Here is a 22,158-nt window from a genome sequence, read left to right on the forward strand (position 1 = left end):
TTCATTTCTAAAAACCCCACAACAGCATCCATGAATTCATTTTTAGCCAAAATTATCACCCAGACTATATTACGCCCCAAGGAGGCTTTTTCTTCACAACAGCCCTATTCGGCTTTTAGATTGGCAAAGGCATTTAGAGCCTTAAAAATCAACGTTGTGCGCTCTTTCAAAGACCTTATTTTGGTATCAGCGGGTATTGCCTCCGCCGCTTTTGGTCTAGAGAGCTTCCTGATTCCCAATAGTTTTATCGATGGAGGTGCCACGGGTATTTCACTCCTTATCAATACCCTCACCGGGATTCCGCTGTATGCCTTGTTGATTCTTGTCAACCTACCCTTTGTCTTTATGGCCTACATCGTCATCAATCGTCAGTTTGCGTTCAAAACGGCCCTGGCTATTACTGGCTTGGCCATATGTGTTGCCACGGTTCATTTTCCCGAAATTACCAAAGACCCGCTGCTAGTGGCTGTTTTTGGAGGTTTCTTTTTAGGAGCAGGTATTGGACTTTCGATAAGAGGTGGCGCGGTCATCGACGGGACCGAAGTATTGGCTATCTTTCTAAGCCGAAAATTCAGCACCACCATCGGCGATATTATCATCATGGTCAATATCGTGATTTTTTCGGCGGCGGCTTATTTTCTTTCGGTCGAAACAGCCCTCTATTCGATGATTACGTACTTGGCTGCTTCCAAAACCCTCGACTTCGTAATAGAAGGGATAGATGAATACATGGGAGTGACGATCATATCTCTTCATAGCGACGAAATCAGGCAGATGATTATCAACGAAATGGGTCGGGGCGTGACGGTTTATAAAGGCAAAAAAGGCTATGGTCGCAATGGTGAAACCAAAGAGTTTGACATTATCTACACCGTACTTACACGTCTGGAGCTCAGTAAACTCAACACCGAAATTCAGACGCTTGACCCTCATGCCTTTGTGGTAATGAGCAGCGTCAAAGATACCAAAGGGGGAATGGTCAAAAAGCGGGCCTTGAATCACTAAAACCCCTCCAAACCCCTGATTGGCTTTTTTTACAGGCTTCAATCAGGGGTTTATTATCAATCCAAAATACTAAGAATTAGAAAAGGGTCTATTTTCAAAGCGTTTTTTGAAGTAATTGCGAAAAACCAGTAACAACTTTTCAAATAATAGCGCAAAAATTTTCGAGCATCTTCTTTAACGTAAAGCAGTGATGGTATACGGATAACTTGTGCTCTAGCAATGGGGAGTTTATTGGCTTAGTTTATGAGGATGAGACAAACCCTCTCCGTCAGTTTTAATAGTATTTTCGGCAAAGCTTCCGCAGAAGCTACATTTTTGCAACCGCAAAATGATAGCAAAATGGGCGATTTTACGCTAAAAACACTATGTCTGTTTAGCGGTTACCCACTTTGGGGAAAAATTTGCATAATACCCTATGAAATCATTAGGTACATTTTATTGAAATTGGGTATATTTGGGGTATAGGTGCAATGGGGGCTATATTTTGTTGTACAAAATTAAGGTGGGGCCAGCAGTAGGCCGTTTGGAAAGCAAGTAGTAGGTTTTAAAGAGCTTAAGGCCTCTTTTCCTACACCTAAACTTCGTACTAGCCAAAATTCCCTTACATTTCGACGTAATCGGTCTTTATTTCAGGAAACTTCGGCTATTCCCTACCCGTTAGCAGATATAGTAAAAAACGAATATGAGTAACAATAAAATAATCTTAAGCGGTTGTATTGACCAATACAAAACTCAAAATGAACTTACAACTACTGATAGTGAGACATTTGAGCTATTTGCATTAACGCAAATAACAAAATCCAATGATTTGGCATTTGAAGATATTCAAAATTCAATAGTCGATGGTAGCAATGATGGTGGCATAGATTCAATACTCGTAATTATTGATGATTTTGTACCTGAATCAATTGAAGATATTGAAGAAATAAAATTCAGCAGAAAAACCAATGTTGAAATTTTAATTTCTCAATGCAAAAGAGAAAATTCATTTAAAGAATTGGCAATTGACAGATTAATTACAACTCTACCCGAATTATTCAATTTAAGTCGTAGTGAAGATGCTCTTTTAATCAGATTTAATCCTGATGTAGTTGAAAAGGGTTTAATAGCCAGAGAAACTTGGAAAAAGTGTTCCATCGCAGGTGGGATATTAAAAGTCAAATTCAACTATTGCACTTATTCTGAAACTGTGACAGTTAATGACACTTTTATTGATAAAGTTAGACAATTAAAAGGAATTGCTCAATCTCATTTTGTTGGGGCAAAAATTGAATATACTAACTATAGTAGTGAAGAACTTCTAAAACTCTATCAAACTCGAAAGAAAGAACGACTTCAACTTAAATACAAAGAGACACCCCTATCAACTAGCTATGATACTTTTGGTATAGGATATGTTGGAACAGTAAAGTTAGCAGACTATAAAGCATTCCTAACAGATGATGATTTATCAATAAGAGAAGATTTATTTGAAAGCAACATTAGGCATTTTCAGGGCTTGGTTGATGTAAATAAAAAAATTAAAGACTCAATTGAAAATCCTGTCAATGAAGATTTTTGGTGGTTAAATAATGGTATTACAATAATCGCAACAAATCCTTCACTTGTTGGAACAACATTATTAATGGATAATGTTCAAATTGTAAATGGATTACAAACATCTTACTCAATTTTTTTAAACCATAATGGAAGCGATGTAGATATTAGATCCGTTTTAGTTAAGGTTATTATTAATGAAGATAAGAAAACCATTGATCATATAATAGCTTCGACAAATAGTCAAAATCCAGTATCGCCATCACTTCTCAGGGCAACAGATGATGTACAAAGAGAAATCGAACTTTTCTTTTTAAACTCGGGATATTTTTATGATAGAAGAAAAAATTACTACAAAAATCAAGGGAAGCCGGCTGGAAGAATATTTAGTATTCAAACTGCTGCTCAAGCAATTGAATCAATTATTTTTAACAACCCAAACTCTGCCAGATCGAAACCAACATCATTAATAAAAGAAGACTTAACATATAATAGAATTTTCAATCCAACCCACAATTACAAAGCATACCTAGTATGTTGTTTATTAAACAAAAAAATTGTTGAACTATGGGGTAATATTGAAGATAGAGAAATCAAAAACAAACTTGCCAACTTCAAACTACATCTTACAAGAATTGCTGCTTCATTTTTAACCAATAAACGTACTCTTGGAATTGAAGACTTAGTAAATATTGATATTGAACTATTGGACGATATAATTTTTAATAAATCTACTGTGTTTTTAACAGAATCTTTGGACATGTATCAACAAGAAAATGAAGATACTAACTTGATCAATATGGCTAAAACTAAAGGCTTTACTGACGCATTAATTGTAAGGTTAAATGAGCGATTTTAAAACTACATCTGCTAACACGGGTTTTGCTTCAGGCGGGGTGACGTGTAAACTTGGAGCTTTGTGCTTCTATTGAACTTTAGTAATAAATTGAAGCTTTGTGCTCCGAAACCCGCCCTTCGCAAATCTCTAAAACGTTGTAAGCAAGCTGATTGGCAATTCATTCATGAAAAAAAATATAATTCTCGTTTTGTTATGTTTGATAACAAAGTTGTCAATATCTCAAACCTCAGTTCCTAAGGACTCATTAGACTTCATCTTTAAAGAGACACTTAAAAAGTCCCGAAATGATGTTAGCGACGCTACAAATAACTGGCGATACGATAACTCTAATGATGACTATTGCAAAAAGGACACTTTAATCTTCAATACAGCTAGGTCTTATAAAATGAACTATTGCAACGGGGTTAACTGGTGTTTTTACAAAGAAAAGCAGTTTATTCTTGAATTTGCTCATTATTGCAATGAGCCTCCGACAAAACTAACTTCTAAAAAGGAAGATTATATGAAGCTTGAAATCATGCAACGCAATAAAAAACCTTACCTGAGGTTAATGAATACAAATGGGTTGTTTGACACTTTTGAAGTACTTGAACTGACAAAAAATAAGCCACTTTCTGAAGCAGAAAGCGCATTTGATTATACAATGATTTTAGTTCGTTTCAAATAGTACCCCAGCGAACAAAATCAGCTTTCAAAAATAAGGGTTGACGAATATATGCGAAACCGATTAACTTTATTGCACAGCGAAAAGTAAATAAAACGGAGTATTTTTTAAATACCTTTATTTCTGAAAGCTCGAAACTTTAGCACTAATCGTAAAATAACACACAATTAACAATAACAAAATGGGACTATTTGACTTCTTTAAAAAGAAAGAACAGCCGAAAGAAACAAAAAAAAGCAACATTCTTCTTGCAATGCCAATGTTCAACAATGGAGAAACGTTTGAGTTGGAGAAAGTTACCGACTATTTAAAAAACAATTGGAATACTTCCATTTCAGATGTAAATAGCGAAGGTAGAATAGTAACATTTTCAATTCAAGGTGAAACTATTGCACTTGCAACAATGCCTACTCAAATTCCTTGGGACGATATTGAAGGAACCGCACAATACGCCTACAATTGGGTATCTGCAAGCCAAGATTTAAAAAATCATAATTCACATATTATTGTAACACTTATGTCAAATAAAAATAGCGAATTAGAACGATTCAAAATTTTGACTAAGGTTTTATCCTCAATTATTGCAACAACCAACTGTTTAGGCGTTTACCAAGGTTCTCAATCTTTACTTATTCCAAGACAACAATACCTTGACAGTTCAGACGCATTAAAAACTAACCAAATTCCACTTGACCTTTGGGTATATATTGGGCTTCGAAAGGGCGAAAATGGAAATAGTGCATATACTTATGGACTCTCTGCTTTTGATAAACTTGAAATGGAGTTTATAAACACAAAACTTGATTTAGAAGAAATGTACAACTTTTTAGGGAATATTTGTGCATATGTAATCAATAGTAACGTCACTTTCAGAAGTGGTGAGACATTGGGTTATACAGCCGAACAAAAAATTAAAATTACCAAGTCAAAAGGAGTATTTGTAGAAGGAGAATCTTTTAAATTTGAAATTTAGATTTAAAGTTTGTGCACAACATCGGTTTGGCAATAGTGGGGTCAGGCAGTTGTAAATTCAACATTAGTAATTCTATTTGGCTTTTGTGCAAAGGTGGGGCTGACGATTTCCAAATGCCCCACCATCGCCAATACGTAACCGTTAGCAGTAATTGCACCGATCAACAAACACGACACAAAAATGGACAATTCAATTTCAATAGCATTCGGCACACCAGAACACGGTTGGCTACCTGTTGACTTCTCTTACAAAGACTTTCATTTGGACTTTGGAGCATCAGACGTTTTAAATAACCCGACTGAAGAACTTTATAATGCAGTTACAAAATTACAAGACAATGAAGTCAAACGGATAACTTGGTGGTTAGAACCAGAAGCGTATTTTTTTGACTTTGAGAGAAAGGGACAAGTAATAACCTTGACAATTATTGAAACTGACGACCTCCACAATGAGAGTGCTGCCGCGACAGAGCTAATAAAAATTACTGGAGACAACAAAGAAATAATTGAACCATTTCGTTATGTGTTAAAGCAGTTTTCTTCACAGACCTATGAAGAAAATCATTGGCCCTACAACTTAGACAAAAATAAAATAAAGAACTTATGACAGATTGGTTAGTGCTGACCGAAGGAAATGGAACTACGGCTAACAAACGTTTGGCTCAATGGCGGGTGACGTGGTTAATTGAACATTCTACCTCGCATCAATCCCGATAGCCATCAGGAGGGTGTATTCACAGTTTTGTACTCCGAAATCCGCAAACGCCAAACCGTTAACCGTTAGTAGCAACCGTATATATAGTTAATTTGATAGCAAATTTTAAGGTCGACTTGCAAAATTTGCATTCCCAGACAACGATTTTGCTATCAAATTAAAGTGGCCATTGAATGCATCACAACAGGAGCCGCAAAAAGACCGCTTCAAAATGATAGCAAAATGCTCATTTTGGCCTTAAATCAAACCTGCTTGCTTAAAAGCATGGATTAATGTATCCACAAACACAATCGTGTAACTTTCCTCCGTCTGTTTGATTGTCGAATGCCCCATCGAATCCCGAATCACTTCCATGCGTAGACCTTTGTTGAGCAAATACGAACCAAACGTTTTACAAAGATTCTTCACCGACATATCTGTTCCCACCCCTATTGCCTTTAGTATGTGCTTTAGGTTCTTTAGAAGCGTCGCGTACTTCAGGTAAGGAAGAAACCCGTTGTACTTGTCCAAAATCGCTTTGGCAGGCGCTAACAAAGGAATGTAGGTGTCATCAGGAATAGAACCTCCTCGAAACAGCTTCGTACGTTTCATCGTAATTAGTTTTACCCCCTTCAATTCAACAATATCCTTACTGCTATCAAAATCCACGTAATCGCAATAATCCAACCCTGTAAAGGCCAAAAACACCATTACATCCGCCGTTTGCTGCAAAAAAATATCTTGTGAACGGTAGCTTACAAGCCGTTCCAACTGCTCAAAGGTCAAGGGATTCGCTTTCTTGGGCTTTGTACGAGGGCAGGGGACATCAAAAATAGGATTCGAGTCAGTATCTCCCACTTTTTTGGATAACGCAAATGACTTCTTCAAATAACTCACATAGCGGCTTACGTGGTCTTGACCAAATTCTTTGCTGTATAAGAAGCGTCGGTATTTTTCGGCCACTGGGTGCGTAAACTGCACCACTTCTATGGCTTCCCATTTCTCCTTCTTCAAAAATTCCCCTAAATATTCATAGCACTTATCATACTTATCCAAAGTCTTTTGCTTGAGTCTGGGGGCTGTAGGGTCAGTGGGGTTCTTTAATTCTTCCAAAAGGCATTCAAAAGACTTCATGACCGTAATACGCTTTTCTTTCTTGCCCACATAAACATCGACTAAATACTGAGGCGTCACAAAATCTTTGACCAGACATAGTTCTTGGTGTAACTTATCCAATCCTGCTTTGATGCTACTCAAACGCCTGTTTTGGGATTGTACTTCTTCGGACGAGCCTATTATCTTTTGTTGGACGCCGCTCCATTTGTTGCCCATCACCGATATGCCCGTTGAACGAGGTGAAGAATAAATCCCGTCAATGTTGACTACAAATTGAATCGTAGCGGGCAGGTTGTAATCTGGCTGTTTGTTTATACGCGTGTAGCGTAATTTGAAATGAACATCAAACATGATTCTTTTTTCATGATTTACTTTTGATTTGAGGTGAAACAATGCGAGGGCAAACGCTCCTCAAATCATTGACGGAAGTAGAGATAGAAAGACACCTAAAAAAGCGATGATTTCTATCATTAGAAATGAGCTAAATGATAGTAATAGCCGCCACAAAAGAAGCTCTAAAATGATGTACCTATCAAAAAAAACGATGTACCTAAATATGTACCTAGAGACAACTACTTGAAAGGTAGGGCAGAAACGCAAAAACCGCGTAAAAACGCGGTTTTCAGCTTAAAATCAACTTTGTAGCTCCCGAAGCTGGGCGCACAAAAAATCAAGTAACTAACTTATAATGAGGCTGATAAACCCTAAAGGTTTATGAGTGTATGTGAATTTGTATGTAAATACCCAAAAAAAAACCAAAACCTACAAATCCAGCCGCACATACACTATCCGACTTTCCCGCCAAAACCTCAATTGTATGAGCTTGGCTCTTGACGGTTTCTCTTAAATCTTTAATAGTACTCTTCATCTCTTCAATTAATAATAATAAATAAGAAGAGTCCTTACTTAAAGAACTTTGTTCTGACACATTTTCTTGTTTTTGTCTGCTTTCAATTTCCTCTACTGTAACGTTTAAGGCATTTGCCCAATTCTCTAGCTCTTCATAAGTCATTGTTTTTCGGGCAAATGTATCGTAAATATACTGCCTTCCCTTCCCTAGCCTTTCTGCAAGGTCCTTTTTCTTCAACCGCTTCTCCTCTATTAACTGACTAATAATCAATCCAATAGGCAAAATTTGTGGATTCATGGAAAAAAATATATAAGGTTGCTTTGATTAATAAAGTATTTTGTTCTTACATTTGTCTTACATTTTTAACTACAAAATGTACGAAAATGTAAGACATATATTGTAACAAAGTTTGTGACAAAGTTTGTAAAAGTCAAGTAAAAGCCCAAAAACACGTAAAAACACCTATGGAAAAAGCAGAAACCAATGTCAAAACCTTAAAAGGAAGGTACAATGAGCTTGAAATATCTTGTAGAGAAAAATGGCTCGAACTCCAATCAGATTTGGTAAGACTAGAAATGCTTGAATACTTCAAGAGAACTTTACTTGTCAAGCCCCACTATAACTTACGCAAAGTAGATGCGGCAGTAGCTGTTTTAATGAAAAAGTATCTAGGCTATACTGATGACAATTTCCTTAATAACAATCACATTCTTTCTTAACATGAAAATCGCCCCTACCTCCGAAACTCCCAAGCATCATTGGTCGTATCCAGTACTTTTCTGGATTCTCCTTTTTGCTCCTTTCATCGGCGTTTTTAGCCTTGGATTGCCCTTTTACTATTGCTGCCTCACTTGGATTCCATTGTTCTTTTATTGAGATTTTTCATACCCCGTAAATACTATTTATTCGTGTATTGCTCAGGTACTAGCTACCTACTTAGCTAGGCAGAATCCTGCCCTGCCCTATCTTTAACCCTGCAAAAACCATGACACTTGCTACCAAAGAACGAGAACAAGCCTTACAAAACCTAGCTAGTATAGTAGAAGAAGGATTGGCCGCACGAGGCAATGCCCATGCCCAACGAACTGCCCTGCTTCGTATCCCCAATTTTGCCAACCAAGCCTCCGTAGCCCCCCTCGACTGGATTGAATGGTATTTCACGCAGAAAAGCCAAAATGCTCCTTCTAACACTGAAGGTATCCATTGCAAGGGATGCGACCGAACCTTTCCCAACCTCTATGCCTACAATGGACACGGCCCCACCAAATGCCAAACCAACCGTTTGAGACAACAATGAAGACTACCACCGAAAGCCGCGAATGGGCTGAACAACTCTGTCAGAAAATCGAAAAGCAGTACCAACGGGTAGAAGTTTATGAGAAAGCTGTGTCGATAGGCGCATCCTATCCCAACTGGGCTTGCCTTCTCAGGTTTGGTAAAACAAAAAAGGGATTGGCCTTACAGCACTTCAAGGCTATAAGGGATTTTTTAGAAGAAAGAATAAACTAAAGTTTATGCCCGATTTCAATACATAAAAGTACTCATTTTCAGTCATTTTTACAAACTTTCACCCCTAAAAAAATGCTTAAAAATACCGTTACCGCAGGGATTTGGTCTCAGTACCAACGTCACGCCGCACCCGCTTCTTTCTTTCCTCGAAAACCTGCTTTTTCAATGGCCAAGACCAAAGCTAAACTAGCCGAGTTTTTCCATTCCAACGAGCAAATCAGAAAACTATGCCAAGAAAACAAGGATACCTATCCACGTATGCACCAAAGCGTTCAGAACACCGCTTGGCAACTGCTCATGCACTACATCAAAAATTGGGGAAAACCTACCGCCCGTGCCTACGAAATCCGAATCACCCACAGCTATCTTAGGAAAGCCCTCAACGATAGTTGTTGCATTGCTACTATCAAAAATCACATCAATAAGCTCTTGGGGATGTACAAGCCATTTTTGACCGAAAAGTACCGTGGTGGATTGGGACTGCACGACCAAAACACCCCCTGTATCATCCTCAAAGTTAACCCACTGGTGCTTCAATTTGAGGATGAGAGGCACAACGAAGCCGTCAAGGTCGGCGAACTATCCGCCGAAGAATCACGCTACAAAACCCAACAAACCAACCAAAAACACCGTGTAGTAGGGGCTTCTATCATGGCCGCCAAAGCTCAGGTCGAAAAACAAACCCAAAAACGCTCCGAAACGCCGTCGGCCATCGCTTCGATTTTTGAAAGCTCGTTTGCCCATTTTTTAAAAAGGGAATAGCTAATTTTTGACTATAAGTACAGACACAAGTACTGAATCCGTACCTATCTGTACTCGTCTGAACTTCTAAAAGGACTTTTAGTAAGGTCTTCGACCTTTTATCCCAAAAAATCCTCCCTGTTCCGATAAAATGTACCGAAAAGTGACGACCCGTTCAGATTCTGAACTTGGGGTAAGGGGGGGCGCGGCCCGATTTTTCTTGACAAATATCTTAACATACTGACTATCAACACATTAAATCAAGCCAATCATGAACACTACCGTATTCAAGCCTGCTACTAAATCCGAAAGCCCATTTGATGAAGCAAATAGCCTCTTGGCTATCACCATTTACCACCAAAACCCCGTCAATCATCAAGGTAAAAAGAACCTAAAGTATTACCTCAAAAAGAAAATAGACCGCGAATACGACGCCCTTCTCAACGAAGATGAAAGGCTAATGCTCGAACTCAATAGGTCGGTCAGATTCATCGAAAACAAGCTAAAATCACGCTATGGTGACAATCAAATGACCTCCATACAAATCTATTTCAACGACAACAAAGGAGGGACGATTCCCGAAAGTCACCCCAATGCCATGCTTTGCAAACTCAACATCTTCACGAATGGGCAATGTGAGCCTCATGTCAACCGAGACATCATCCCTACCCAAGAAGGGATTGATTTTGTGACCAAAATCATGGAATCATGGCAGTACTACATCCAACAAGCCCGTCGATAGCCATGCACGCTTATTTCTACTTCAAAAATTTAGCGGATAAGGCCGAAATCTACATTCAAGCCGCCGAAGTGGATTGGATAGAATGGACGCTCATGGCCAAAATCTACCCTCCCTGCCACGATTTTGACAGGCTCGAACCCCTCAACCGTACTCCCGAAAATATCCTTCGCATCGCCCATATCAAAACCCTGCTAAAGGACATCGAAAAGTGGAAAAAATCGGGGCAGTTGTGGCACTATCAAGGTCCTAACGAAAGAGGGTTGAAAGTCAGGATTTCCGTTGAGGTCGCTATCATCCTTTTTGAGCTGTGTGAGGCTTCCAACAACAAAGAATTGAACATCCTCAAAGGCAATATCCAAACGCACTTGGCCAAGAATTTCAACCTCTTTTTGGGAGATATGAAACGCGAATCTACCCCCGACAATGAAGAAGATTATCTCTGGTATTTTGAACACTAAACAACTATCTACATGAAACGAATCCAACTCATTTTTCTCTACTTTTTGGTAATTGGAATCATCATCCTTGGTTCTTTACATATGTCTCCTCCTGTCATTCCGATTGGTCAAGTTTTGGCCGTCGAACGTTCCGAAGATTCGACGGAGGTAAAAGCCGTTATCACTGCCGAAAACGCCCAAATCAAGCTCTTCTTTGTGAAGGCTGTACCCTACGTCAGCCCTGCCCGTATAGACGTCTTCGCCAAAGACATCAATGGAAATCCGCTCTACTACGACCCTCAAACGCTACTTCATGCTATCCCTGATTCTGTTTTTGTACAATTCAATCTCCCTTACCGAAATGAACAACCAATGGAACCATCACATCAACCTTTTTGAGCAACAAGGTTACAAGCCACCTTTGACTTTTCCCAAAATCAATCTTGGCGAAAACTACAACAACAAATTGGCCGCTACCCATAGTTTTCAGGTGCTTTTGCCTGAATCTGACCTTTACCAAGTGGGGGAAACTTACGAGATTCAGGTCAAAGGGAAAACCTTCCTATATGCCATTTGTGAAGCAATCAGCGTCTATCCTTTTTCACGCATCAGCAGCTTTGTATCACGCATTGATAGGGGAATGAAGCTCGAAGAATACCAACGACAACTACAGTTTGAGTTTAGGCACTTGGGAAGCGTCGAAAACCTCAAATTCTACTTCATGAACATGGTCATCGTTAAAAACAAACCCTAATCAAATGTTTTCTACCACCATAAAAAGCGGTGCTTCAGACAAAAGCTACTTTGGAGGCAAAGGGCAAGACGGGGTTTATCAGGCTATCATCAACGAAATCCCGCAATGCCACGACTATTGGGAGATTTTTGCGGGAAATGCCTCTATTTACCGCAAACTGACCCAAAAGCCTGAGAGGTGTTTTTTGATTGAAAAAAACCAAAAACAGGCCAAACGATTAGCCCAAAACCTTGAGCTTAACAAGGTTTATAGTCTCACTGATTTGCAGCTTTATATTTTGCCTACCGAAGAACAAGGTACTTGGATAGTTTGGGCATCAGCCTTTGAGATTCTTGAATATATCCGAAAAGAAGCCATTGACCGCGAGCATACTTTCATCTTTTGTGACCCTCCTTACCCTCTTTCAACCCGTTCTTCTAACAATCGCTATAAGCACGAACTTACCGATGGTCAACATGAGCTACTTCTTACGGAGTTGTTGCAGTTTGAAAATGCACAAATAGGCATCACCACCTACCCAAACGCCCTGTATGAGGAGAAGCTAACGGATTGGAGGAAAACTATCTACAGTTCAGTTACAAGAAGTGGTCAAGTTCGCACCGAGCATATGTACATGAATTACGAGCCTCCCCAAAAACTGCAAGACACCTACTACATCGGCAAGGACTACCGAGAACGCGAAACGCTCAAAAAACAACAAAAGAATTGGGCCAAGAACTTTGCTCAGATGCACAAGCATCAGCGACAAGCCATCATCGAAAAGCTTATCAAACTCCTATAAAATCATACAAAAATGAGACTAATATCTGAATATGTTCTAGTTGATGAGACAATGAACAGTGTTAAATTTTTCGGTGACGAAGATTGGATTGAGGTAGAAGATTTAGATGCTTGGATTGCAGCGTTTTGGGATGCTTGTCGAGATGTAGCAATGGAATTCAATGGCTGTTCAAGTATACTTGAAAGAGAAGCATTTAGTCAAACATTTGATCGAAAAGCTTATCAAACTCCTATAAAATTTTGATAGCAAAATGCCTATCCAGCTCCAAGCCTGGACAGCGCCGCAGCGTCCATTTTGATAGCAAAATAAATGCACTAATCGCTGATGCAGCTCAGCTCCGTGCCGCATCAGCCAAACCAATCTAAAAAAATGATAGCAAATTCAGAAAAAAAGGACTTCAAGACCATCACACTCCGTGATATGAACGAAAAACCTGACCTCGTCAACATCATGAACGAAGTCATGGAAAAAGAAGGCATTAAGACTGGTCAGAGTGTTATCGAATACATCATCAAAGACTACGACCGTACCAAAAAAGCGTATCAAGCCCTTCAAACAAAGGCCGAAAAACAATCTAATGACTACTACAAATGGAGAGAAGATTTTGAGAAGAAATACCAACAACTCGAAGAAAATCTCAATCTAGTCAAAAAAGCCTTTAAAATCTTAATGAAATGAGAGAATACATATCTAAAAAACAACATAGCGAGGACTTTGACCACCAAATGCAGGAACGAAAAGAACTTGATGAATGGATTAATATGCGAGCGACTATTACCGAAAGAGACATCCAATACCTGCAAAAGATTTTCAAAAATCGACCTAGCAAACATAAACTCTACCTTGTCGTAAGGGCAAATATCCCTGTTTTTGATGTAAAATATACGTGGCGATGCTACTTAGAAATACACAACGAACAAGGTAAGATTCACAAAAGAAACAAAAAAGAAGAGTGGAAGATGAAGGCTAGTCCTGCTTTTGTGGAAAGTATTCTTAACGATACCTCATGGACTGAGACCCGTTATGGAACGGTGTCTTTCTACAAAAAAGAGCTTGGCAACAAACAGGTTGTTGAGGTAAGCCCCCATAAACCTATTCAACAAGAACTCATATTTCCACCTCATCAACCAGAATCGAATGACTCCCATCTATTAATCAATAAATTCCTATGAAAACCAATACCTTATTTTCGGTAGTGGGCATATTGGCTTTCCTATTACTCTTAGTGATAGCCCTAAAACAACTCCTGCCATGCCTGATAAAATAACCTTGACCAGAGAGGCTTATCGAAAAGCCTACACCGACCAACTAGAAGTCATTCAAATCTTGAAAAAAAAAGCAATAGGGTTAGCCGAATGCCTTCCCGATTTTGCCGACCAACTCCTAGAAGTAACCATAGAAATAGTCCAAGCCCAAGCCAAATTTGAGGCTATTCAGTCCATTTGGTACGACAATAAGTAACATATCCTTTTCTCCCTTCATAAACGTACTGAAGGGAGAAAAGGAGAATTGTCAAATGAAATTTGTAATTTTGGTGAGTGAAATAAAAATACTTACCACCATGACTGTTATCATCAAACCTAACGCCACCAAAAAGCAGATAGAAGAGGCTTTAGGTAAACTCAAAAAGCCTACTAAAAAATTCGACGTAGATAAGTTCTTCGGTAAAATCAAGTGGGGCGAAGACTCCTTGAAATTTCAACGTGAGTTAAGAGGTGAATAAAGAAGATTATGGTCAACCTTTCCAAAAAACTTACACTCCCATTTTATACCTCAATCATGGATTGATAGCCACCGTGATTTCTTTCCAGTTAGACATGGTTCCGTCTGAAAATACGGCTCGAATGGCATAACGATACGTTTTACCTAGAGCTACCTTGTCATCGAAAATCGTGCGGGCAAAGGAGTCAACAATTTTCCATGAACTAAGTTGTTCACTAGTTCCTTCGGCTTTGAGCAGCTGAAACTCTACCACGCCTGTTGCATCATATACCCAACGCAAAGCTACTTGTTTGAAAAGCGTATCGGCTACGCCTACCAACGAATCTAACGAAGGCTTAGATTTCATCACCGTCAGTACTTCCACATCAATGCTATCTGCACTCATGTTGTTGGTAGAATCAATGGCTTGTATGTAATAGGTATAACTAGTCACTTGCGTGGAACTATCCATATAGGTTTCGGCAGCTTGGGCTACTGTCCATGATTTGATGATACTGCCTACCCCCGTGTTCCCTTTGGGTTTGCGGGTAAGGCGGTAAGAGGCCACATCTATACTAGCACTATTGACCCAACTTAACGACACACTGCCCGAGGCGGTTAGGCCATAATTACTAAAGACAGGGCGAGCAGGAGCAATTTTATCTGGTTTTTTCAATTCAATACGATCCGAAATTTCAGAATGATTGTAGCGTTTGTCGTAAGCTACTAGATAGTAGTAAGCTTTGCGGTTATCCATTTTAATGAGTGTGTCTATGTAGGTCGTAGTCGTAATGGAATCTGCCAAGACGCTGGGTTCTTCGTTGGGTAAGCTGGCATGAAGCAGCTTGTATCCTAACAAATCGGTTTCGGTGTTAGGCGACCAAGTAACCTTAATGGTTTTTGTACTGTCTTGCCAAGTAGCTAATAATCCCCGTGGCTTGGCTGGAGGGGTATCGTCAGGTAAATCTACAAATACCGGAACCGAATGGATGGTATCCCTATTGACCGTAACAGCCGATATCATATAATAGCGCGATTGTGTGACATTATTAAGGGTAAATTGACGGGTACTAGCCGATAAAAAAGCACCAGAAGTAACAGACTGGAAAGTTTGAAAATCCGAAGACTGTCGCAGAATAAACCCGCGAATTTTGGATTGGGCTTGGGCATCCACTGTATCGGCAGGAAATACCCAATGTAAATAAACTTGATTGTTGGCCGAGCGGTGTGTACTATCAAAACGGATGCTGTAATAAGGAATCGGCTCTACTCCTTTTACTGACGTTGGCGCAGAATTGATTTCTTCATCAAAGGGAGTACGGCCTACTATTTTTACATAGTAATTTACGCCATTTGTATCTAAAGGAATCCGATAGGAAAGCGTATCTGTCAGGTCACTAAAAGGGAATAAAGGTTTGGTATTGACGCGAGTATAAACGATAGGAGAAACAAGGGGCGCTTTCTCCACAAAATAACTTGAAAATGCTTTATAGTAGTTACTAATCGTAGCGTTATTTGAGTCTCTCCAACGCCATTCTACCATTGCTTCTTTGTTCCCTCCTTTTGCTCTGGGAGGGTATACAAGAACCAATGTCGGTGGAACAGCTTGGGCGGATATTACGAACGAACGGACTGCGGTATCAGCCTCTGAGATACCTGCTTCTCTAATTCGATATTCATAATGAATCCCAAAAGAAACAGTGGAATCTATCCAGCCCAATCCAGCCAATTGAGCCGCTCGGAAGCTCATTTCAGCCCCTAGAGCGGTGAGGGTGTAGCGTTGGTATTGCTCATCGGCAGTGGTACCTTGCTCAATACGGATGGCTTGTCCGTTGACTTGCCCTGAATCCAATTCAATCGGTTCATACAAGGCTCCGTACAACAAATCACTGGCTTCCGATTCAATGCTAGAAGTAGAACTTAATGCAAGAGCACTCAAAGCTGCCGAATCAGGGAGAATGGTTACGGTTCGCTCAATGGTGGTTGAATTTTTACGTCGCCGCTCAATGGTATAACCATTGGCGCGGTAGCGCATCCAAGCATTCAAATAATAATTAGTGGCTGAGCTGTTGGCTGTAGTCGTATCTCCCACCGGCATCCACCGCAATCCTATCACATAGTTGTTGTTTATCCTACCCTGTAATCCTCTCCCTGTTCCCGAAACCGTTTTAGTCTGGGCTTGTAGCGTAAAGCTCAACAAACAGCCCATGACCACTTGCCATAAAAACGCCCTAAAATAACTCATTTTCATATCTTTATTTTTAGTAAAGTCCTCTACACTCATCACCGAGTTGAACTTTGAAATTGAATTTACCTTTTACCAATCCGCCTAAAACCCGAAACTGTCCTGCGGCATAGCCCCTCGCCCAAGCGGGGTTGGGCAATGCTCCTTGCATAAGTCCGGCCAAACTTCCACTCAAAATCGTGAAAGTTCTCTTCTTGACTCTAATGCCTACTTCTCCCTGTAAATACGCATAGAATTGTCCTTGGGCATAGAATCCATTAGAACCCGCCTCCGTACCACAAGAAAAAGCACTGTATTTGCGCATCAACAAATCTACGCCCGCCCCCACGTTGAAGGCTCCGTAAAACATCCCTTCTTGGGTAGGCCCCGTACCAACATTGATATCAATACCCATAGCAAATCCCTTGCCATCATTGATGTCTTGGGTATCATTGCTCGACCGAACGGTGCTTTGTGAGGGCACATTGATCAATCGGGTCACTTGAGGGGGGGGTGATGGCAAACGCGCAGGGATACCATGCCCTACCATCATGTACATGGTCGTACGGGCAGAAACGGGACCAAACTTGGCAATAACCCCCAGCCTATCCGTGGGTTTTCCGACGTGGATGTACCATTTTTGAGGGTCAAAGTGAAGCTCGACTCTTCCTAAGCGTCCATAAGGCCCTACCCCTCTTAGCATGGTACCAATGTTGACGTAGGCTTCGGCTTCGCCGTGTAGCATATCACGGTCCAAATCCCAGAGCATTCCTACCCAAAAAGCGATGTTGCCCGAGGGTGGACTCGAAATCGCTACATCGTCGACCGAGGAGGCCATTTTTTGGATAGAGGCTTGAGTACGCGGAGCAGAGGTAGAGTCGCCGCTGTTGCGTGCTACATTTTTATAAGCCCCCGATACTTTACTATCTTGAGTGGAGGCATCGTAGCCTTTGACCATCAACTCACCCTGTCCAAAAAAGCCTACGCTACTGATGCCGTAGTTACGGTTGAGTACAATCTCAAAACCCAATCTTCCCCGAAAGGCATTTTCAGAGTTTTTAAGTTTGACCAATACCGCAGCTCTAAAGCCTAAGCCCACCGTTTTGTCATACATATAGGGAATACCGGTATTAGGGCCGTCGCAATCGCGGGAGGTAGCGGCGGTGCCACCGGTGCCAATGGGTCTAAATTTGCTGTAAAGCCCTCCCGCAAAACCGTCCAAGGTCAGAGGCCCTGCAACGGGGATATCCAAACCTGAGACCAAGGCATCAACGTACCAGTAACGCTCCTCATCGGCAAAGTTGTAACCGAATTTAGCGCGGGCACACAGCAATATATCTTTGGGTTTCTTGATGTTGAGCTTGATCGCACCCTCAAAGCCTTTTTCTACTTCATTTTCATAAAGCCGAATCCTTCCTGCCAGGTTAAAGGCCGATACTTCGGCATCGAGTACAATATCTATCGGGCGACGAATGCCCACAAATTTCCAAGTTCCGTCTTCTTCTTTGGCCTCAAAGGTCAGGAAGGCTCCGCCGCTGAAGCCTTTGCCACCGTTGCTTTTCATGAGGTTGACACTGATACCAATGCCGACGCCAATGCTGTTGCCGTCGCCGTCAGGGATATTGGTCACCCCCAAGGATTCTAGGACAATGGGAAAGTTGGCGACTTTGTTACCTGCTCGCTCATAGGCTAGCATCCCAAACGAGAGCCGGGGAGATTCGGTTTGTAGCACCAGGTTTTCAAAGCGAATCCCCCGAAAAGTCATGGTGTTGTTTTTGGTCGTATCAATGGCGGTGCTGTGGCTATCTCCCAAATTGGCATAAATGCCAAGCTGTCCGTGCAGGATGGCTTTGGGTTTGAATTGGTTGTTGACCACCGCCAGGGTCACTTCCGACCCCTTATAAATGGTCGCTTTGGCGCGTAAGAAGTTAAAATTAAGGGCTTTGAGGTTGGAGACCGTCAAGCGGTATTTGCCTCCTTGGTCAATGGCGGCTTGGTAGGCCAAAGCCCCTGTTGCTTCGTCGCTGATGGGTAGCGAAATACGCCCCGCAAAGCTACCCCCACGGAGTTTGTTGGCCAGAAAACTCAATGAAAAATTATCAACGGCAAACTTCCAACCCGAAGCATCGCCTTCGTCTAGGGCCAGTACGGGCTGATTGATGGTGCCGGCGGCTACGGTTCCCGTAAAACCCAACTGGTCGATGAGTACGTGATGCGCGGTCAGACCCACGCGCTCTCCCGTGCTTTTCTTTTTGAATTCGGGTGGGAGAATCAAACTAAACTGCTGGATATAAACTCCTTGCCAAGTGGCATCTTGGGCTTGGGTGGGATAGCCTTCGGGAAAGGTGATAGCGGTGGGGTTGTTGACCGTACTCAAATCCAGTGCTACCTGATTGACGATAAAAGCAAAGCGGTCGTAGCCCGTGACGGCAAAGGGGGTATTGAAGTTCATTTGAATCAACACATCGTGCAACCCTTTGGTGGAGAAAAAATCAAAAGTGCCTTTGACGCGGCTGTTGGCATCCAATGGCACGAAAGTAGTGTCATTGAGGGGGGTGAGCACTTCGCGGGGGAAGACTACATCAGCTACCAAACGGGCTTGTTTAAAACCCGAACCGCAACTAAACTCGGCATAGGTGAGGGGGTCGGTGACGAGACCCTTGGGGGATAGTCCCTGCCCCCCTTTGAGGATGATGGTGAAGTTTTTGAGGGGTAGGATAAAATCGCCCAACAAAACCGCCCGAAAATCGCCCGTGAGTCCGCCCATGCGGGTAATACCGACTTTGTCGGCCCCAAAAAACAACTGCCGCTCTTTGACACTGGAGTTGGGGTCGGAGACGGGCATGGTCATGCGGACATAAACAGTGAGTTCGGCTTTGTCGGGGTAGAAGATGCCCTTGGCAATGGCTAGCTCGATGGTGTTGTTGCCGACTTTTTTGCGGATACCCACGGGCAGCCGCACGAGGTCATCGTAAGAAACGCTATCGCGGTACTGATCGGCGGCATCCAAAACCCCAAAGATAGAACGGGCTTTTTGCCGCTCCGCCGAGCTGCTATCGCTGACGGTGACCATCTGGGCATCGGTAGCGGGGGCTACGGCCAGCACCGCAGGCCAGTGGGGAGAGGCGGCTGCGGGCAGCATTTTGGGCAAAGCCACCGCTACTGCCGCTGGAAGTGTGGCAGGGGTTGGGTGGTCGTTTGGCGTGGTATGGGCAAAGCTCAGCCTGCCCACCCATAGCCCCCAAAACAGGAGCAGGTGCGTAAAATAGCGTTTCATAAATACGGCGTTATGCTTTCTTTTCTACTGACTTTCTAAAACTTGGAAAGTCTCGGTGACTGCGTTTAATGGACTTTCCAAGTTGAAATCAACCAAACTTGGAAAGTCTCGGTGACTGCGATTAATGGACTTTCTAGGTTTTTAGAGAGCTACAATACTCCTCTTACGGCTTTCAAATAAATCCCTCGTCCTGTGCGTGTTTGGCCCGGTGCCACCGTCAACGATTGAGGGCGACCTTCGGGGAGCGTGCGACCCACGTACAAAAACTCTCCCGAAGCTACATTCACAAACAACGACGGCCGCTGAGGAATACTATAAGCCCCCAAATACATCAAATTGTAAGGCTGTAACTGCTCTTTTTGTACATCTATCACATACACCGCTGGGGCGAGGTTGGGCAGGTTACCCTCGGGCGTCCGACGGTCTTTGGGGATTTCTCCCGACACCAACGCATTGGCAATTTTTGCTAATTTCTTTTCCTGACGCTCCCCGTCGGTGACAGTATTGAACAACACATTGCTTTCTCCCGCTTTCCATAGCCCTTTGGTGGTGCTAGGAAACTCTCCCGCTAGTTCGTAATCAAGTACTTGAAAAGGCCGTAAACCCGCCGTGGGGGTTGGCGTAGGTTCATTGATGACAATCGCCACGCGACCATTGGGCAAGGGGACACATTTGGGTAGGTGCTTGGTAACGGCTGCCCCCGCAAAATGCCGCGTGCGATACACTTTTTTGACGCTGCCGTCGGCTAGTAGGTGCATGGCCGTATAAGACTTCCATTCGCCACTTAGGGTGGTCTCCCCTACGATGATGTTTTCTTGGTTGGGCAGCGAAAACAAATACCAATCTTGCTCGCAATCATCATTGCCCAGCATTCCACTAAAACCAAAGACTACCGGCTTTTTGGTGTCTTCATCACGGGTCCAGTAGCGCGTGTAGACAATGCCCGTGGCGTTGATTTTGACGTTGGCAATGGTGTATTTGAAGAGACCTTTGCCGAGCATGATACGCACAATGCTCTCTTGCTCGTTGGACGAAATCGTGAGCCGACCCGCAGGAGCATACTCATGCTCTAAATGAAAAGCGTGTTTAAAAATCAGCTGACCGTCGTTGGCTATTCTGACCAGCAGGAAGTTGGCATCTTTGTAGCCTTTTTCACCTACGGGCAAGCCAAACACATAATCGTTGGCGATGGCCACCCCCGCACTATCGCTACTCGTCCACCCCTTGGCGTAGGACAGGGCGGAAGTAGTAGCCAAAATGAATTTATTAGCAATCTCGGGAAGTTCGACCGTGCGTATCACTTTGCCAGTGGCATCTACGGTGACAAAAGCGGGGGTACCGCTCCAGCGCAAAACGGTGTAAGTTCCCGCCGCTGCATTGATGATAGGATCTCCAATACGATTGAGGGGCAAGCCGCTATCCGCCAACTTGATGAGTTCTTTGGAACGAGGCTGGGCATATACTTGCTCCCCTGCATAAGGGGCGTAGTAGCCATCGGTGAGGTTGAGGAATGCCCACTGACGGCGATTATCTAGCGACAAATCACTTTGCTGGAAGCGGTGGCCTCGAAATCCCAAAGTGGTGGCGTGGGGCCGCAGGTAGGCATTGTAATCGACGGCGGTGGAGGCATCGCTCAGGATGCGATTGCCAGCCGTGGAAACCCCTCCCGCGAGGCTAGTGACATCCAGCAAGCGGTAGGGCAACGAGAGGTTCAGGCCGCTATTGAGGTTGAACATCACGCTGGAGGTAGTTTTAAAGCCCGTGGTGGGGTGGTAAGTGATTTCATCGTGACCGGGCAGGGCGTTTAAGCCTTTGGGCAGCCCTTTGGTCTCGACCCCTGGCTCAAAATAACCCACGTATTGTTTGAAAACCCCAATCCGCATCCCTCCTTGGGCATCGGTAGCGAGGTAGGGTACGTGGCCTTTGGTTTTGAGAATCTCCGTTTTGGCGTTGGCATCGGTCTCAGCGTGAAAAAGCAATATAGAATCTCGACCCGTGACGCGGGGACTGTATTGGGCTGCTTCTCGCTGGGCAAGGCTGGCGAGGGAAATACTACTAAAAATAAATGTGTAAATACTCAGACGCATGGATAGAGGGTTTAAGGTAATTGGTTGTTTAGGTAAATGGATACTTTAAGTGAGAGTGCGTAAAATAGCGTTTCATATATACGGCGTTATGCTTTCTTTTCTACTGACTTTCTAAGTTTTTAGATTGCCTTCTCGTTAATTTCTTTTCTTGATGAATGATATTGAACAACATATCACCGTGGTCGGTGTCCCGTAGCAAAAGTTACGAA

The 22,158-nt window shown here is 42.5% G+C and carries 25 protein-coding genes; 20 read left to right on the plus strand and 5 right to left on the minus strand.

Annotated features, from left to right (window positions below):
• Nucleotides 1–30 precede the first annotated feature (30 nt).
• From G563_RS0108120 to G563_RS0108145, 5 genes are all read left to right on the plus strand, one after another.
• Nucleotides 31–1,005: a YitT family protein gene (locus G563_RS0108120; RefSeq protein WP_028664884.1), complete on the plus strand. Its 975-nt coding sequence runs from the start codon at nucleotides 31–33 to the stop codon at nucleotides 1,003–1,005.
• Between the two features lie 682 nt (nucleotides 1,006–1,687).
• Nucleotides 1,688–3,400 (plus strand): AIPR family protein, encoded by a 1,713-nt coding sequence (locus G563_RS0108130; protein ID WP_028664886.1) that lies wholly within the window; start codon nucleotides 1,688–1,690, stop codon nucleotides 3,398–3,400.
• A 502-nt stretch (nucleotides 3,401–3,902) separates the two neighbouring features.
• Nucleotides 3,903–4,067, plus strand: a complete 165-nt coding sequence (locus tag G563_RS37950; protein WP_157585159.1) for a hypothetical protein — start codon at nucleotides 3,903–3,905, stop codon at nucleotides 4,065–4,067.
• Nucleotides 4,068–4,245: 178 nt separating this feature from the next.
• Nucleotides 4,246–5,037 carry a DUF4261 domain-containing protein gene (locus G563_RS0108140; RefSeq protein ID WP_028664888.1) on the plus strand — a complete coding sequence of 264 codons (792 nt, stop codon included), beginning with the start codon at nucleotides 4,246–4,248 and terminating at the stop codon, nucleotides 5,035–5,037.
• 180 nt (nucleotides 5,038–5,217) lie between these two features.
• The gene (locus G563_RS0108145) at nucleotides 5,218–5,643 is read left to right on the plus strand and encodes a hypothetical protein (protein WP_028664889.1); all 426 of its coding nucleotides are present in this window, start codon (nucleotides 5,218–5,220) and stop codon (nucleotides 5,641–5,643) included.
• Nucleotides 5,644–5,988: 345 nt separating this feature from the next.
• Here the strand turns inward: G563_RS0108145 and G563_RS0108150 are convergent, their stop codons facing one another.
• Together G563_RS0108150 and G563_RS0108155 are read right to left on the minus strand one after the other, a co-directional pair.
• Complete coding sequence (locus G563_RS0108150) at nucleotides 5,989–7,197, minus strand: tyrosine-type recombinase/integrase (protein ID WP_157585161.1); 1,209 nt, start codon at nucleotides 7,195–7,197, stop codon at nucleotides 5,989–5,991.
• 361 nt (nucleotides 7,198–7,558) lie between these two features.
• Nucleotides 7,559–7,993, minus strand: a complete 435-nt coding sequence (locus tag G563_RS0108155) for a helix-turn-helix domain-containing protein (protein WP_028664891.1) — start codon at nucleotides 7,991–7,993, stop codon at nucleotides 7,559–7,561.
• A gap of 167 nt (nucleotides 7,994–8,160) precedes the next feature.
• On the opposite strand from G563_RS0108155, the gene G563_RS0108160 reads away from it, so the two are divergent.
• From G563_RS0108160 to G563_RS0108225, 15 genes are all read left to right on the plus strand, one after another.
• Complete coding sequence (locus tag G563_RS0108160) at nucleotides 8,161–8,415, plus strand: hypothetical protein (RefSeq protein ID WP_028664892.1); 255 nt, start codon at nucleotides 8,161–8,163, stop codon at nucleotides 8,413–8,415.
• A gap of 1 nt (nucleotide 8,416) precedes the next feature.
• Nucleotides 8,417–8,572 carry a hypothetical protein gene (locus tag G563_RS37955; protein ID WP_157585163.1) on the plus strand — a complete coding sequence of 52 codons (156 nt, stop codon included), beginning with the start codon at nucleotides 8,417–8,419 and terminating at the stop codon, nucleotides 8,570–8,572.
• A 109-nt stretch (nucleotides 8,573–8,681) separates the two neighbouring features.
• Nucleotides 8,682–8,993: a hypothetical protein gene (locus G563_RS0108165; protein ID WP_028664893.1), complete on the plus strand. Its 312-nt coding sequence runs from the start codon at nucleotides 8,682–8,684 to the stop codon at nucleotides 8,991–8,993.
• Nucleotides 8,990–9,205 carry a hypothetical protein gene (locus G563_RS0108170; protein WP_028664894.1) on the plus strand — a complete coding sequence of 72 codons (216 nt, stop codon included), beginning with the start codon at nucleotides 8,990–8,992 and terminating at the stop codon, nucleotides 9,203–9,205. Before G563_RS0108165 ends, G563_RS0108170 begins: the two co-directional genes overlap by 4 nt.
• A gap of 72 nt (nucleotides 9,206–9,277) precedes the next feature.
• The gene (locus G563_RS0108175; protein WP_028664895.1) at nucleotides 9,278–9,967 is read left to right on the plus strand and encodes a hypothetical protein; all 690 of its coding nucleotides are present in this window, start codon (nucleotides 9,278–9,280) and stop codon (nucleotides 9,965–9,967) included.
• Between the two features lie 250 nt (nucleotides 9,968–10,217).
• Entirely contained in the window at nucleotides 10,218–10,688 is a 471-nt protein-coding gene (locus G563_RS0108180; RefSeq protein ID WP_028664896.1) for a hypothetical protein, read from the plus strand.
• The gene (locus G563_RS0108185) at nucleotides 10,655–11,146 is read left to right on the plus strand and encodes a hypothetical protein (protein WP_157585165.1); all 492 of its coding nucleotides are present in this window, start codon (nucleotides 10,655–10,657) and stop codon (nucleotides 11,144–11,146) included. Before G563_RS0108180 ends, G563_RS0108185 begins: the two co-directional genes overlap by 34 nt.
• Before the next feature lie 12 nt (nucleotides 11,147–11,158).
• A complete protein-coding gene (locus G563_RS0108190) occupies nucleotides 11,159–11,524 on the plus strand; it encodes a hypothetical protein (protein WP_028664898.1) in 366 nt (121 codons plus the stop codon).
• Complete coding sequence (locus G563_RS0108195) at nucleotides 11,487–11,879, plus strand: hypothetical protein (protein ID WP_028664899.1); 393 nt, start codon at nucleotides 11,487–11,489, stop codon at nucleotides 11,877–11,879. Before G563_RS0108190 ends, G563_RS0108195 begins: the two co-directional genes overlap by 38 nt.
• Before the next feature lie 4 nt (nucleotides 11,880–11,883).
• Nucleotides 11,884–12,660, plus strand: a complete 777-nt coding sequence (locus G563_RS0108200) for a DNA adenine methylase (protein WP_028664900.1) — start codon at nucleotides 11,884–11,886, stop codon at nucleotides 12,658–12,660.
• A gap of 12 nt (nucleotides 12,661–12,672) precedes the next feature.
• Nucleotides 12,673–12,903 carry a hypothetical protein gene (locus G563_RS0108205; protein ID WP_028664901.1) on the plus strand — a complete coding sequence of 77 codons (231 nt, stop codon included), beginning with the start codon at nucleotides 12,673–12,675 and terminating at the stop codon, nucleotides 12,901–12,903.
• A 126-nt stretch (nucleotides 12,904–13,029) separates the two neighbouring features.
• The gene (locus G563_RS0108210) at nucleotides 13,030–13,338 is read left to right on the plus strand and encodes a hypothetical protein (RefSeq protein ID WP_157585168.1); all 309 of its coding nucleotides are present in this window, start codon (nucleotides 13,030–13,032) and stop codon (nucleotides 13,336–13,338) included.
• Nucleotides 13,335–13,832, plus strand: coding sequence for a hypothetical protein (locus G563_RS0108215; protein ID WP_028664903.1), 498 nt, complete (start codon nucleotides 13,335–13,337; stop codon nucleotides 13,830–13,832). The genes G563_RS0108210 and G563_RS0108215 overlap by 4 nt, the downstream gene beginning before the upstream one ends.
• 79 nt (nucleotides 13,833–13,911) lie before the next feature.
• On the plus strand, nucleotides 13,912–14,121 hold the full coding sequence (locus G563_RS0108220) for a hypothetical protein (protein WP_028664904.1): 210 nt from the start codon (nucleotides 13,912–13,914) through the stop codon (nucleotides 14,119–14,121).
• Between the two features lie 55 nt (nucleotides 14,122–14,176).
• Entirely contained in the window at nucleotides 14,177–14,383 is a 207-nt protein-coding gene (locus G563_RS0108225) for a hypothetical protein (protein WP_028664905.1), read from the plus strand.
• 54 nt (nucleotides 14,384–14,437) lie between these two features.
• On the opposite strand, the gene G563_RS0108230 is transcribed toward G563_RS0108225, so the two are convergent.
• The 3 genes from G563_RS0108230 to G563_RS0108240 all read right to left on the minus strand — a co-directional run bounded on the left by G563_RS0108230 (nucleotide 14,438) and on the right by G563_RS0108240 (nucleotide 21,949).
• Nucleotides 14,438–16,612: a fibronectin type III domain-containing protein gene (locus tag G563_RS0108230; RefSeq protein WP_157585170.1), complete on the minus strand. Its 2,175-nt coding sequence runs from the start codon at nucleotides 16,610–16,612 to the stop codon at nucleotides 14,438–14,440.
• A 10-nt stretch (nucleotides 16,613–16,622) separates the two neighbouring features.
• Complete coding sequence (locus G563_RS0108235) at nucleotides 16,623–19,862, minus strand: hypothetical protein (RefSeq protein WP_028664907.1); 3,240 nt, start codon at nucleotides 19,860–19,862, stop codon at nucleotides 16,623–16,625.
• A 149-nt stretch (nucleotides 19,863–20,011) separates the two neighbouring features.
• Nucleotides 20,012–21,949 carry a hypothetical protein gene (locus G563_RS0108240; protein WP_028664908.1) on the minus strand — a complete coding sequence of 646 codons (1,938 nt, stop codon included), beginning with the start codon at nucleotides 21,947–21,949 and terminating at the stop codon, nucleotides 20,012–20,014.
• Between the last annotated feature and the right edge of the window lie 209 nt (nucleotides 21,950–22,158).

Source organism: Runella zeae DSM 19591, assembly GCF_000423565.1.
Taxonomy (GTDB): domain Bacteria; phylum Bacteroidota; class Bacteroidia; order Cytophagales; family Spirosomataceae; genus Runella; species Runella zeae.

Excerpts from the sequence above, each read along its gene's own strand:
- G563_RS0108120 (WP_028664884.1), top strand. The coding sequence starts at position 31 with ATGAATTCATTTTTAGCCAAAATTATCACCCAGACTATATTACGCCCC.
- G563_RS0108130 (WP_028664886.1), top strand. The coding sequence starts at position 1,688 with ATGAGTAACAATAAAATAATCTTAAGCGGTTGTATTGACCAATACAAA.
- G563_RS37950 (WP_157585159.1), top strand. The coding sequence starts at position 3,903 with ATGAAGCTTGAAATCATGCAACGCAATAAAAAACCTTACCTGAGGTTA.
- G563_RS0108140 (WP_028664888.1), top strand. The coding sequence starts at position 4,246 with ATGGGACTATTTGACTTCTTTAAAAAGAAAGAACAGCCGAAAGAAACA.
- G563_RS0108145 (WP_028664889.1), top strand. The coding sequence starts at position 5,218 with ATGGACAATTCAATTTCAATAGCATTCGGCACACCAGAACACGGTTGG.
- G563_RS0108150 (WP_157585161.1), bottom strand. The coding sequence starts at position 7,197 with ATGTTTGATGTTCATTTCAAATTACGCTACACGCGTATAAACAAACAG.
- G563_RS0108155 (WP_028664891.1), bottom strand. The coding sequence starts at position 7,993 with ATGAATCCACAAATTTTGCCTATTGGATTGATTATTAGTCAGTTAATA.
- G563_RS0108160 (WP_028664892.1), top strand. The coding sequence starts at position 8,161 with ATGGAAAAAGCAGAAACCAATGTCAAAACCTTAAAAGGAAGGTACAAT.
- G563_RS37955 (WP_157585163.1), top strand. The coding sequence starts at position 8,417 with ATGAAAATCGCCCCTACCTCCGAAACTCCCAAGCATCATTGGTCGTAT.
- G563_RS0108165 (WP_028664893.1), top strand. The coding sequence starts at position 8,682 with ATGACACTTGCTACCAAAGAACGAGAACAAGCCTTACAAAACCTAGCT.
- G563_RS0108170 (WP_028664894.1), top strand. The coding sequence starts at position 8,990 with ATGAAGACTACCACCGAAAGCCGCGAATGGGCTGAACAACTCTGTCAG.
- G563_RS0108175 (WP_028664895.1), top strand. The coding sequence starts at position 9,278 with ATGCTTAAAAATACCGTTACCGCAGGGATTTGGTCTCAGTACCAACGT.
- G563_RS0108180 (WP_028664896.1), top strand. The coding sequence starts at position 10,218 with ATGAACACTACCGTATTCAAGCCTGCTACTAAATCCGAAAGCCCATTT.
- G563_RS0108185 (WP_157585165.1), top strand. The coding sequence starts at position 10,655 with ATGGCAGTACTACATCCAACAAGCCCGTCGATAGCCATGCACGCTTAT.
- G563_RS0108190 (WP_028664898.1), top strand. The coding sequence starts at position 11,159 with ATGAAACGAATCCAACTCATTTTTCTCTACTTTTTGGTAATTGGAATC.
- G563_RS0108195 (WP_028664899.1), top strand. The coding sequence starts at position 11,487 with ATGAACAACCAATGGAACCATCACATCAACCTTTTTGAGCAACAAGGT.
- G563_RS0108200 (WP_028664900.1), top strand. The coding sequence starts at position 11,884 with ATGTTTTCTACCACCATAAAAAGCGGTGCTTCAGACAAAAGCTACTTT.
- G563_RS0108205 (WP_028664901.1), top strand. The coding sequence starts at position 12,673 with ATGAGACTAATATCTGAATATGTTCTAGTTGATGAGACAATGAACAGT.
- G563_RS0108210 (WP_157585168.1), top strand. The coding sequence starts at position 13,030 with ATGATAGCAAATTCAGAAAAAAAGGACTTCAAGACCATCACACTCCGT.
- G563_RS0108215 (WP_028664903.1), top strand. The coding sequence starts at position 13,335 with ATGAGAGAATACATATCTAAAAAACAACATAGCGAGGACTTTGACCAC.
- G563_RS0108220 (WP_028664904.1), top strand. The coding sequence starts at position 13,912 with ATGCCTGATAAAATAACCTTGACCAGAGAGGCTTATCGAAAAGCCTAC.
- G563_RS0108225 (WP_028664905.1), top strand. The coding sequence starts at position 14,177 with ATGAAATTTGTAATTTTGGTGAGTGAAATAAAAATACTTACCACCATG.
- G563_RS0108230 (WP_157585170.1), bottom strand. The coding sequence starts at position 16,612 with ATGAAAATGAGTTATTTTAGGGCGTTTTTATGGCAAGTGGTCATGGGC.
- G563_RS0108235 (WP_028664907.1), bottom strand. The coding sequence starts at position 19,862 with ATGAAACGCTATTTTACGCACCTGCTCCTGTTTTGGGGGCTATGGGTG.
- G563_RS0108240 (WP_028664908.1), bottom strand. The coding sequence starts at position 21,949 with ATGCGTCTGAGTATTTACACATTTATTTTTAGTAGTATTTCCCTCGCC.